At 71.8% G+C, this 12,368-nt stretch carries 6 protein-coding genes and 1 riboswitch; of the genes, 5 read left to right on the top strand and 1 reads right to left on the bottom strand.

The window, feature by feature from the left end:
* Positions 1–31: 31 nt before the first annotated feature.
* The 3 genes from PKE85_RS03895 (at position 32) to grpE (ending at position 8,051) form a co-directional block, all read left to right on the top strand.
* Complete coding sequence (locus PKE85_RS03895) at positions 32–5,233, top strand: alpha-2-macroglobulin (RefSeq protein WP_271203469.1); 5,202 nt, start codon at positions 32–34, stop codon at positions 5,231–5,233.
* 6 nt (positions 5,234–5,239) lie between these two features.
* Entirely contained in the window at positions 5,240–7,306 is a 2,067-nt protein-coding gene (gene pbpC, locus PKE85_RS03890; RefSeq protein WP_271203468.1) for a penicillin-binding protein 1C, read from the top strand.
* Between the two features lie 94 nt (positions 7,307–7,400).
* Positions 7,401–8,051: a nucleotide exchange factor GrpE gene (gene grpE / locus PKE85_RS03885; RefSeq protein WP_271203467.1), complete on the top strand. Its 651-nt coding sequence runs from the start codon at positions 7,401–7,403 to the stop codon at positions 8,049–8,051.
* 289 nt (positions 8,052–8,340) lie between these two features.
* Here the strand turns inward: grpE and PKE85_RS03880 are convergent, their stop codons facing one another.
* Positions 8,341–8,856 (bottom strand): RNA polymerase sigma factor, encoded by a 516-nt coding sequence (locus PKE85_RS03880; RefSeq protein WP_271203466.1) that lies wholly within the window; start codon positions 8,854–8,856, stop codon positions 8,341–8,343.
* 222 nt (positions 8,857–9,078) lie between these two features.
* On the opposite strand from PKE85_RS03880, the gene PKE85_RS03875 reads away from it, so the two are divergent.
* Both PKE85_RS03875 and PKE85_RS03870 read left to right on the top strand, forming a co-directional pair.
* Positions 9,079–9,924 (top strand): nucleotidyltransferase domain-containing protein, encoded by an 846-nt coding sequence (locus PKE85_RS03875; protein WP_271203465.1) that lies wholly within the window; start codon positions 9,079–9,081, stop codon positions 9,922–9,924.
* Between the two features lie 90 nt (positions 9,925–10,014).
* Positions 10,015–10,215: riboswitch (cobalamin riboswitch) on the top strand.
* A 123-nt stretch (positions 10,216–10,338) separates the two neighbouring features.
* On the top strand, positions 10,339–12,339 hold the full coding sequence (locus tag PKE85_RS03870; protein ID WP_271203464.1) for a TonB-dependent receptor plug domain-containing protein: 2,001 nt from the start codon (positions 10,339–10,341) through the stop codon (positions 12,337–12,339).
* The last annotated feature ends 29 nt before the right edge of the window (positions 12,340–12,368 follow it).

The following is a 12,368-nucleotide window of genomic DNA, read 5'->3' as shown; positions in this document are numbered from 1 at the left end:
ACAGGGCGCGCGGCCTACGGGGAGACACGCCATGCGCCACGCCCTCCGACGTCTCGGCCTCGCAGCCGCGGCCCTCGCCGTCTCCCTCGCCTGCGCCGCGCCGTCCGAGGCCGCGTCCGGCGCGTTCGAGAACCGGGAGGCGCTGACCAGCGCGCTGAAGCTGCAGGCGCGGCTGCAGCGGGAGGCGACCTCCGACGCGCGCCCCGTGGCCGACCTCATCAAGCAGGGCGTCGCGCAGATCCGCGCCGCCGAATGGCGGGAGGCGGCGGTGAGCATGGCCCTCGCCGCCGGCAAGGACCCGAAGAACGAGCAGGCGTGGCGGAACCTCTCGGTGGCGCTCACCCGCGTCGAGACCGACGACTATTCCGAGCGCGAGCGCTTCAAGGAGCAGGCGGTGGGCGCCGCCTGGCGGGCCTACGAGCTTTCCGCCGACGCCAAGACCCGTGGCCGGGCGCTGGCCGTTCTCGCCAACGCGCTGGTCTACAAGGAGGAGTTCCGCCCCGCCCTCGACGCCTACAAGGCGAGCCTCGCCGCGGCCCCCACGCCCGAGCTGCAGAAAGCCTATGAGGTCCTGCGCGACGAGCACGGCTTCCGCGCGCTGGACTTCTCGGTGGACGCCGACGCCGCCTCCCCCCGCGCCTGCGTGCAGTTCTCAGAGACGCTGGCGAAAGGCCGGATCGACTTCGCCCCCTACGTGGTTCTGAAGGGCCTGGAGAACCCGGCGGTCTCCGTCAACGATCAGCAGCTCTGCGTCGACGGGCTGAAGCACGGCGAGACCTACGACCTCACGGTGCGGCAGGGCCTGCCGTCGGAGGTGGACGAATCGCTGCCGTCCTCGAAGGAGTTCCGCATCTATGTGCGCGACCGTTCGCCCGCGGTGCGCTTCACGGGGCGCAACTACGTGCTGCCCTCCACCGGGCAGCACGGCGTGCCGCTGGTCAGCGTCAACGTGGACGCGGCCGAGGTGGAGCTCTACCGGGTCGGCGACCGCAACCTGACGCCTTCCGTCGTGTCCGGCGACTTCCAGAAGCAGCTCGACGGCGAGGCCATCGATAGGCTGCGCTCCGACACCGCCTCGCGGGTCTATGCGGGCGAGCTTTCGGTGGAGCGCAAGCCGAACGCCGACGTCGTCACCGCCTTCCCCGTGTCCGAGGCCGCGCCGAAGCTCGTCCCCGGCGTCTATGTGCTGATCGCGAAACCGAAGAACGCGGTCGATCCGGAGCCGTGGGACTCGGTCGCGACGCAATGGTTCGTGGTGTCCGATCTCGGCCTCACCGCCGTGTCGGGCACGGACGGCGTGAAGGCCTTCGCCCGCTCGCTCGCCACCGCCGGCTCGCTCGGCGGCGTGGAGCTGAAGCTGATCGCCCGCGACAACGAGGTGCTGGCCACCAAAACCACCGACGCGGACGGCTTCGTGGCCTTCGAGGCCGGCCTCACCAAGGGAACCGGCGGCTCGGCCCCCGCCGTGCTGGTGGCCTCGAAAGACGGCGACTACGGCTTCCTCGACCTGACCAGGCCCGGCTTCGATCTGTCCGACCGGGGCGTCGGCGGCCGAGCCGCTCCGGGGCCGCTGGACGCGCAGGTGTTCGCGGAACGGGGCGTCTACCGCTCGAAGGAGACCGTCCACGTCACCGCGCTGCTGCGCGACGACAAGGGCGCGGCGGCGGAGGGCCTGCCGCTGACCTTCGTGCTCTCCCGCCCCGACGGCGTGGAGGACCGGCGCATTGTCTCCGCCGACGCCGGGGCCGGCGGACGCACGCTCAGCCTGCCGCTGGTGGATCAGGCCATGGGCGGCACGTGGCGCATCGACGCCTACGCCGACGTCAAGGCGGCGCCCATCGGCTCCGCCACCTTCCTGGTCGCCGACTACGTGCCCGAGCGGCTGGACCTGAAGCTTTCCACCGAGGCCAAGGCGCTTGGCGCCGGAGGCGCGGCGATCGCGGTGGACGGCCGCTGGCTCTACGGCGCGCCGGCCGCGGATCTCGCCATCGAGGGCGACCTCACCATCAAGCCCAGCGACGCGGCGCCCGCCGGCTTCGAGGGCTACCGCTTCGGCCTCACCGACGAGCAGATCGCGCCGGTGCGCACGCCGGTCGAGGCGCTGTCCCGCACCGACGCCGCCGGCAAGGCGAGGGTTGTCGTGGCCGAGCCCGCGCTGCCCGCTGCCTCCCGGCCGCTGGAGGCGGAGATCGCGCTGCGGCTTGCGGAGCCTTCGGGCCGCACGCTGGAGCGCAGGCTCACGTTGCCGGTGGCGGCCAAGGGCCCGCGCATCGGCGTCAAGCCGCTGTTCAGGGACCGCGTCGGCGACGGCGAGACCGCCCGCTTCGAGGTGGCCATGGTCGCCCCCGACGGCGCGTCGCAGCCGGCCGCCGGGCTGACGTGGCAGTTGCTGCGGGTCGAGACCTCATACCAGTGGTACGCCACAAACGGCCGCTGGAGCTTCGAGACCGTCAACCGCACCCGCCGCATTGCGGATGGGAAACTGGACCTCGACGGAACCGGACCCGGCCGGATCGAGGCCAAGGCCGATTACGGCCGCTACCGGCTGGAGGTGGCGACCGCCGATCCGCAGGGGCCCGCCACCAGCGTCAGCTTCGACGCCGGTTATTTCGCCGGCGCCAGCGCCGACAGCCCCGACATGACCGACGTGGCGCTGGACAAGCCGTCCTACCGGGTGGGGGACACCGTCACCGCGACGCTGTCCAGCCGTTTCGCCGGCCGCGCCACCGTGCTCGCGGTCGCCTCCGGCGTGGTGGCCCAGAAGACGCTGGACGTCGCTCCCGGCGCGACCAAGGTGAGCTTCGAGGTGACGGAGGGCTGGCGCCCCGGCGCCTATGTGGTCGCCTTCGTGCACCGCCCGCTCGACGCCAAGGCGAGCCGCATGCCCGGCCGCGCCGTGGGCGTGGCCCACGCCGCCGTGGACGCCCGCGACCGCACGCTCGGCGTCGCGCTCGACGTGTCCGACACCGCCGCGCCCCGCGGGCCTCTCGGCGTTCCGGTGAAGCTGACGGGCCTCGCCGCGGGCGAGAAGGCCTATGTGACGCTGGCCGCGGTCGACGTGGGCATCCTCAACCTCACCGGCTACAAGCCGCCGGCGCCCGATCTCGCGGTGTTCGGCCAGCGCAAGCTCGCCGCCGACCTCCGCGATCTCTACGGCCAGCTCATCGACGGCATGAACGCCCAGGCCGGGCGGCTGCGCTCCGGCGGCGACGGCGCGGGGGCCGGCGGCCTGCAGGACACGCCGACCCAGGCGCCGCTGGCGCTGTTCTCGGGCCTCGTCCCCGTCGGTCCCGACGGAACCGCCACCGTGACGTTCGACCTGCCCGCCTTCAACGGGACCGTGCGGCTGATGGCGGCGGCGTGGAGCGCGGGCAAGCTCGGCCACGCCGCGAAGGACGTGACGGTGGCCGACCCCGTGGTGGTTCAGGCCGCCCTGCCCCGCTTCCTGGCGGACGGCGACCGCTCGCGCCTGAGGCTCGATCTCGACAATGTCTCCGGGCCCGAAGGCGCGTACCGGCTGGCGGTCGCGGCCTCCGGCCCGCTGGCGCTCGGAGCGGCGCCCCAGAGCGTGACGCTGGGATCAAAATCCCGCTCGGCGGTGGACATATCCGTGCAGGCGAAAGGCGTCGGCGCGGGCCGCATCGACGTGGCGCTCACCGGGCCGGACGGCAAGGTCTACGCCCAGGCGCTGGCGCTCGACGTGAAGCCCGCGACCGCCCCGATCACCCGCACCTCCAAGGTGACGCTCGCCAGGGGCGCCGGCGTCACCGTCTCCAGCGATCTGGTGGGCGATCTCGTGGCCGGCACGGGCTCGGTGGCGCTGTCGGTGGCGAAGCCCGGCGCCCTCGACGCCGCCACCTTCAAGCTCGCGCTCGACGGCTACGCCTACGCCTGCTCGGAGCAGCTTTCGAGCCGGCTCGTGGCGCTGATCTATGGCGACGAGGCCGGGCTGGCGTCCCGGACGGCCGGGACCTCGCCCGCGGACGTGAAGGCGCGGATCGGCGACATCGTGGCCCGCATCCTGTCGCGGCAGACGGCGGAAGGGTCGTTCGGCCTGTGGTCCGCGAACGAAGGCGGCGACCTGTGGCTCGACGCCTTCGTCACCGACGTGCTGGCCCGCGCCCGGGCGGAGCAGGCGGAGGTGCCGCACAAGGCGCTGGAGCTCGCGCTCGACAACCTGCGCAACACCATCGGCCTTCGTCAGGATTCCACCGAATCCGACGTGGCCTACGCCCATTACGTGCTGGCCCGCTCCGGCCGGGCGCTGGTGGGCGAGCTGCGTTATCTGGCGGACGTCAAGCTCGCCGAGTTCACGAGCCCCCTCGCCCGCGCCCAGATCGGCGCGGCGCTCGCCCAGATCGGCGACCGCACGCGGGCCGAGAAGGCTTTCGCCAGCGCGGAGGCCACCGCGGACGATCCCGCCAACCGGGCGGATTTCGGTTCGCTGCTCCGGGATCAGGCTGCGGTGCTGACGCTCGCCTCCGAGGCCCGCGTGGGGTCTGCGCTGCAGCCCGCGACGCTCCGGCGGATCGAAGGCGCGCGGGCGGACCGCTCCGTGCTGTCGACGCAGGAGAACGCCTGGCTGCTGATGGCCGCGAGGGCGCTTCGCGCCCAGAGCGCCGATCTGAAGCTGACCGTGGACGGGGCGGCGCATGAGGGGCCGCTGTCGGCCTCGTTCCCGCCGGCGAAGCTGGCGACAGGCCCGTCCCGCGTGGTCAACGCCGGCGAAACGGCGCTGGAGGCGGTCGTCACCGTCACCGGCGCGCCGGTGATCCCCGAGCCCCCGGCGGAGCGCGACTTCCATCTGGTGCGGCGCTACTACACCACCGCCGGCGTGGAAGTGGACCCGTCGAAGGTGGCGCAGAACAGCCGTCTTGTGGTGGTGCTTCAGGTGACCGAGCCGGAGCCCCGGCCTGGCCGCGTGCTGGTGGTGGACCGCCTTCCCGCGGGCTTCGAGATCGACAATCCGGAGCTGGTCTCCAGCGCGAAGCTGCCGGCCTTGTCCTTCCTCGGCGACGAGCCCTCGGCCGCCCATTCGGAATTCCGGGACGACCGTTTCGTCGCCGCCTTCGAGCGCTCCGAAGGTGCGGACGCGCTCTACTCCGCGGCCTATGTGGTGCGCGCGGTGGCGCCCGGCGTCTACGCCCAGCCGTCCGCGACGGTGGAGGACATGTACCGCCCCGAACGCTTCGCCCGCACCGGCGCCGGCCGCGTGGAGGTGACCGCGAAGTGAGCCGACATGCGCCGCTCTCGACGTAAAGCCGTCGCCGGCGCGGCGCTGGCGACGCTGGTCGCGGGCCTTGTCGGCGTCGCGGGGCTCAACACCGTGCGGGCGCCGGAGGCTGGTCGGGCGGAGACGCTCTCCACCCTCGTGCTCGACGCCGACGGGCGGCTGCTGCGGCCGTTCACGGCGGCGGACGGCGCATGGCGGCTGCCGGTGACGCGGGCGGAGGTGGACCCGCGCTTCCTGAAGCTGCTGATGGCCTACGAGGACAAGCGCTTCCTCACCCATCCGGGCGTGGACCCGCTGGCGGCGCTCCGGGCGGCGGGACAGGCGATCGTGCACCGCGGCGTGGTGTCCGGCGGCTCCACGCTCACCATGCAGGTGGCGCGCCTCATCACCCCCGACCGCTCCCGCACGCTGTCCCGCAAGCTGAACGAGGCCGCCGCAGCCCTGGCGCTGGAGCGGAAGGTGGGCAAGGACGGCGTGCTCGACCTCTACCTCCGACTCGCGCCCTATGGCGGCAATCTTGAGGGCGTGCGCGCGGCGAGCCTCGCCTATTTCGGCAAGGAGCCCGGCCGGCTGTCGATCGCCGAGGCCGCGCTGCTGATCGCCATTCCCCAATCGCCGGAGGCCCGGCGGCCGGACCGCGACCCGAAGGCCGCCCGCGCGGCGCGGGACCGGGTGCTGGCCCGGCTGGCGCAGGCCGGCGCCATCAGCCCTGCGGAGGCGACTTACGCCCGCGAGGAGCCGACGCCGGAGGGCCGCCGCCCCTTCCCCAATCTCGCGCCCCATGCGGCGGAGGTGGCGGCGCGGCGGGCCGGCCCGGGCGGCGTGGTCCGGCTGACGTTGCGGCGCGAGGCCCAGCGCGCGCTGGAGACGCTGGCGCGGGATCGGGCGCGGGCGCTCGGCCCCGGCCTGTCGGTGGCGATTCTGGTGGCGGACCACGCCACCGGCGCGATCGAGGCTTCGGTCGGCTCGGCCGACTATTTCGACGCCTCCCGCGCCGGCGCGCTGGACCAGACCCGCGCGGTGCGCTCGCCGGGCTCGGCGCTGAAGCCTTTCATCTACGCGCTCGCCTTCGAGAACGGGATCGCGGCGCCCGCCACCCTGATCGAGGACCGGCCCGCCCGCTTCGGAACCTACGCCCCCCGCAACTTCGACGAGGGCTTCCACGGCACGGTGAGCTGCGGCGAGGCTTTGGCGCTGTCGCTCAACATCCCGGCGGTGGCGCTGATGGACGCGGTGGGGCCGGCGCGCTTCGCCGCCCGCCTGCGCGCGGCCGGCGCGCCGCTGGCGCTGCCCGCCGGCGAGGCGCCGGGGCTCGCGGTGGCGCTGGGCGGCGTCGGCGTGCGGCTGATCGACCTCGCCACGCTTTATGCGGGCCTCGCCCGCGGCGGACAGACGATTCCGCTGTCCGACGCTCCGGCCGACCTCGCCGCGCCCGGCGATGCGGGCCGGCGGCTGACCGACCCGGTCGCGGCGGCGCAGGTGGCGCAGGCGCTGCTGAAGAGCCCGCCGCCGGAAGCGGCGCTCGGCGGCCGCATCGCCTTCAAGACCGGCACCTCCTACGGCTATCGCGACGCCTGGGCGGTGGGCTTCGACGGCCGCCGGGTGGTGGCGGTGTGGGCCGGGCGGCCGGACGGCGCGTCGAGCGCCGGGCTCGTGGGCCGGGACGCCGCGGCGCCGATCCTGTTCGACGCCTTCGCCCGGCTGGGGCAAGGCGTCGCGCCGCTGCCGCCCCTGCCCCCGGAGGCCCTGATCGCGGCCTCCGATCTGCCGCCGCCCATGCGCCGCTTCCGCCCCTTCGGCGCGCCGCCGCCCGGCCCCGACGACGGGGCGCCCGCGCCGCTGATGGTGGCCTATCCGCCGGACGGCGCGCGGGTGGAGCTGGACGAAGGCGGCGAGCTGGCGCTGAAGGCGGCGGGCGGGGTCGCGCCGTTCCGCTGGCTGGTGGACGGCCGCCCCCTGCCCCCGGAGCGGCGGCGGGAGACGCTGTGGCGCGCCGCCGGCCCCGGCTTCGCCCGCGTCACCGTCACCGACGGCGCGGGGGCCACCGCCTCCGCGCAGGTGCGCATTGACTGAGGCGCCCAAGAGCTCGCGACGGCTTGATTTTTTGGCGCGGTCACCTGATATGCGAACCGCTCATCCGATCTCTTCCTGCACTGAAAGGCGCGCGATGCCGGATACGTCCTCGCCCCGCAACGATCCCCAGACCGAAGCCGCCGACGTGGAGCTGAACGCCGCTGAACCGGCGCAGACCGACGGCGAGCGCGCGGATCACACCATCGAGCCGGAGATCGCCGGTCCCGCCGACCGCACCGCCGAACTCGAGGCCGCCGTCACCGATCTGCGCGACCGGTTCCTGCGTTCGCATGCGGAGATGGAGAACCTGCGCCGCCGCACCGAGCGGGAGGTTCAGGACGCCCGCAAATACGCGCTGACCTCGTTCGCGCGCGACCTGCTGTCGGTCGCCGACAACCTGCGCCGCGCGCTGGAAGCGGTCCCGGCCGAGACCGACGGGCCGCTGAAGTCCATCGTCGACGGCGTGGAGCTGACCGAGCGCGAGCTGCTGAAGACGCTGGAGAAGCACGGCGTCGCCAAGATCGAGCCCAAGGGCCAGATCTTCGATCCCAACTTCCATCAGGCCATTTTCGAGGCGCCCGATCCGAGCGTGCCCACCGGCACCGTGACGCAGGTGGTGCAGGACGGCTACGTCATCGGCGATCGCCTGCTGCGCCCCGCCATGGTCGGCGTCGCCCGCGGCGGCCCGAAGCCCGGCGAGGCCAAGCCCGAAGAGCCCAAGTCCGGTCTCGACCGTACGGCCTGAGACGACGGCCGCTGTCCGGGGCGCTCTTCAGGTGGTGAGACGCCTCAGGCCCATGCGCGCTCCGGAAGGACCGGGCGTCTTCCCCCCGCCTGTCGCCGGGGGCGGCCCTCCCGGTTTTTCTCGCGCCGGACACGGGCGGCGTTCCCCGGCGGACAACGCGCCTGTCCCGCCGGGGAACGAAAAAACTCTCTCGGATTAAGGTTTTACCTCAATTTTGGCCGGGCAGATCAGGCGTGCGCCCGCATGATCGAACGCACGACGCGCGCGTCACATCTCTCCCGAAGGACGTTCAGGCGTCGTCGAGATGACCGGAAAGCCGCTCGCGGCAGTGGGCGAGGCCGCGCACCAGATGCTTCTCCACCGCGCGCACCGAGATGCCAAGCCGGGCCGCGATCACGGCGTTGCTTTCGCCCCTGAGGCGTCGCGCCACGAAAATCGCGCGCGTGCGTTCCGGCAGGTCGGCGAGAGCCTCCTCCAGCGCCACGATCGCGGCCCGGGAGGCGAGCGTCTGATCGGGCGCGGCGTCGTCCTGCATCAGCTGCTCGGGCGTCAGCCGGGCCAGCGCGCGGCTGCGGCGCGACTGGGCGAGATTGTGGTCCACCGCGGCGTTGCGCGCCGCCGCGTACAGAATGCGGCGATCATCGTCCGAAGACCCCGCGCTGCCGGCGCGCCACACCCGTGCGAACACGTCCTGCACGATCTCGGCCGCGGTTTCGCGGTCGCGCACGCGACGGCCGACCAGCCGCTCGAGCGGCGCGCGATGGTCTACGAACAGCAGACCGAGGGAGGTTCGCCAGGACGTCATGGCCGCTCGACCGTTGAGGGCGCCGCGGCGCGAAAAGGAGAAAAGGTCCCAATCCACGCCGCCACGCATGTGGCGGTTATAAGGTAAAAGAATATTCCATAGCAAATTCAATAATTTAGATCAGTTCTAAGGTGGAGCGCCGATCTCTGGACACCACGCGGCGCGCGCGGCATGGAACCGGGAGACGGCGCGTCCTGCGGTTGTCCGTGCGCCGGAGGCGTGATGCTCAGTCGTTCTCTCGCCCCCGACATGGCCCCCGAGGCCATCGCCGCCGTCGACCGGAGGCTTGCGGACATCCGCGCCGCTCACGGCGTCGCCATCCCCTTCGCCATCGAAAGCGGAAGCCGGGCGTGGGGCTTTCCGTCGCCGGACAGCGATTACGACTGCCGGTTCATCTATGTGCAGCCGCCGGAGCGCTACCTGTCGCTGTGGCCGGCACGCGACGTCATCGAAACCCCGATCGAAGGCGATCTCGACGTCAACGGCTGGAATCTGGCGAAAGCGATCCGGCTGCTGCTGAACGGCAACGCGGTCGCGATCGAATGGCTGACCTCGCCGATCGCCTATGGCGTGGACGAGCGGTTCCGCGCCGCCTTCCTCGCCTTCGCGGAGCAGGCGGCGGATCGCGATCGCGTCGCCCGTCATTACCGCGGGCTCGGCTACGCGCATCAGGAGCGGCATCTGCGCGAGGGCGAGCCGATCGCGCTGAAGAAGCTGTTCTACATGGTCCGCCCGGCGGCGGCCCTGCGCTGGCTGCGGCTGCGGCCGGACGCGGCGGTGGCGCCCATGCGGTTCCAGACGCTGATGGCCGAATGCGATCCGCCGCCGGCGGTGGCCCGCATCATGGACGATCTCATCGCGCGCAAGGCCGTGACCCGCGAACTCGGAGCCGCCATGGCGCCGGCGGAGATTCTGGCGTTTCTGGCGCAGGAGTTCCGGCTCGCCGACGAGACCTTCGGGCGTCGCGCGCCGCGCCTCAAGGCGGGGGAACGCGAACGGGCGGACCGCTTCTTCCGGGACATGCTGGATCACGTCTGGCGGGAACGCCCAAACCGGGACATGGGCTGACCCGCGCGCCCATGCCGGCGATCCGTGGCTTTCGAGCGACAGAGCCGTTTCCATCGACCGAGGTCGCATTGACCGCGGCCACAGTTTCGCCATAGCGTCCGGGCCGACGGTTCCCCCCCGGGGATCAAAAGGGAACGCAGTGCAGGCCATCCGGCCCTATCCTGCGGCAGCCCCCGCTACTGTGAACGGCGAGCGCTTCGTCATCGGCCACTGGACCCTTCGGGGTCTGGGAAGGCGACGGAAGCGCCGGGACCCGTGAGTCAGGAGACCTGCCGTCAGCCGTGTGGTCACACGCGAACGCGTCGGGCGGGGTGCACCGATGGTGGGCGAGCCATCGGCGTGGGCGCGTGCCTGTACCGGTCGGTGAGACTTCCTGTTCGCGGTGACGTGCCACTCGTCCCGCCCGGGGTCTCGATGATCGCCTCTCTCCTTCGCAGCAGCAGCGCGTGCGCGCTGTCCGCGGCTTTCCTGTCCCTCGCCTTCGTCACGCCGTCCGCCGCACAGCAGGCGACCGCGGCCGAGGACCTGCCCGAGCTTTCCGTCACCGCCAACAGGGTCGAGGGCCCGCAGGCGGCCATCGGCAGCGCGGTGTCCTCGCTCTCGGGCGAAGAGCTGGAGAAGCGCCAGATCCGGGTCGTCTCCGACGTGCTGCGCGAGATGCCGGGCGTCGCCGTCAGCCGCACCGGCCCGGTGGGCGCGCTGACCCAGATCCGCATCCGCGGCTCGGAGGGCAACCAGACCCTGGTGCTGATCGACGGGATCGAGATGAACGATCCGGGCGCGAGCGGCGAGTTCGATTTCGCCAACCTGCTGGCGCTGGAGGTGGAGCGGGTGGACGTGCTGCGCGGGCCTCAGAGCGCGCTCTACGGCTCCGACGCCGCCGGCGGCGTGGTGAACATCGTCACCCGCAAGGGGGACGGCAAGCCGGCGTTCCGGGGCCAGGTGGAAGGCGGCTCGTTCGGGACGCTGAACGGCTCGGCCGCCGTTTCCGGCGGGACCGAGGCCTACGACTACCTGTTCGCCACCCAGATGTTCCACACCGACGGAAACTCGGTCGCCAGGAAACGGGACGCCTGGAATTCGGGCTTCCGCGACCGCGACGGGTACGAGAGCGGCAGCGCGTTGGCCAAGGTCTCGGTGCGGCCAAGCGAGATGTTCGAGATATCGAGCGTCGCGCGCTACACCAGCTTCCGGGCTGACCGGGACAATTTCGGCTCCGCGACCGGCTTCCCCTATGCGGCGGCGGTCGAGTCCGGCGATTACGAGCGCGGCAAGCAGTTCTTCGGCCGGGTGCAGGGCAAGGCCACGCTGCTCGACGGCGCCTGGGACCATGTGCTCGGCCTGTCCTACACCAATCAGGATCGCCGGAACTATGACGGGACCGACCAGCGCAGTTCCGCCACCGTCGGCGAGACGGTGAAGCTCGACTACCAGACCAACTACCGCTTCTCGACCGAGGGTGGCCTGCCGGCGACGCATGTCCTCACCTTCGGCGCGGACACCCAGCGCGACCATGTGGTCAGCAAAAGCATCTGGCTCAGCAGCTACGGCTATGAACCGGTGCGCAAGTCGATCACGAACACCGGGCTTGTGGGCCAGTACCAGCTCGGCCTGTTCGAGAACCTGTTCGTCACCGGCAGCGTGCGCCACGACTTCAACGAGCGGTTCAAGGACGAGACCACCTATCGCCTCGCCTCCGCCTACACCTTCGACCGGACGCAGACGAAGATCCGCGCGTCGTTCGGCACGGGCGTGAAGAACCCCACCGTCTCGGAGCTTTATGGCTTCTATGGCAACTACGTGGGCAATTCCGCGCTGACGCCCGAGAAGACCCGCGGCTGGGACATCGGCTTCGACCAGCCGTTCTGGGACGATCGCGTCACCTTCGAGGCGACCTACTTCCAGCAGCGCGTCAGCGACCTGATCTCGTCGCGCAGCTATCAGGACACCGCCGGGAACTACGTCACGACTCCGGTCAACCTCGACGGCACGTCGCGGATCAAGGGCGTGGAGCTGGGCGTCACGCTGCGGCCGATCGAAGGGCTCAGCATCCGCGCGGCCTACACGTATTCGGACGGCGAAGACCCTGCCGGCGCGGAGCTGGTGCGTCGCCCCCGCAACATCGGCAGCCTGAACGTGAACTACGCGTTCTTGGAGAACAGGGCGAACGTGAACCTCGGCGTCGTCCACAACGGCAAGCAGAAGGACTACGCTTACGACGCCATGACCTACGCCCAGACGCGCGTTCCGCTGAAGGCCTACACGCTGGTCAACCTCGGCGCGTCCTACAAGGTTCATCCCAACGCCGAGGTGTACGGCCGGATCGAGAACCTGTTCGACAAGCGTTACGAGGAGGTCTTCACCTACAACACGCCCGGCCGCGCGGCCTATGGCGGCGTGAAGGTGTCGTTCTGACCACCAACGGATCGCCCGGCCGCCGGGCG

This window comes from Methylopila jiangsuensis (assembly GCF_027922305.1).
In the GTDB taxonomy this organism is placed as follows: Bacteria; Pseudomonadota; Alphaproteobacteria; order Rhizobiales; family Methylopilaceae; genus Methylopila; species Methylopila jiangsuensis.
Note: the sequence above shows the minus strand (reverse complement) of the source record. Positions and strands in the feature narration are given on the sequence as shown.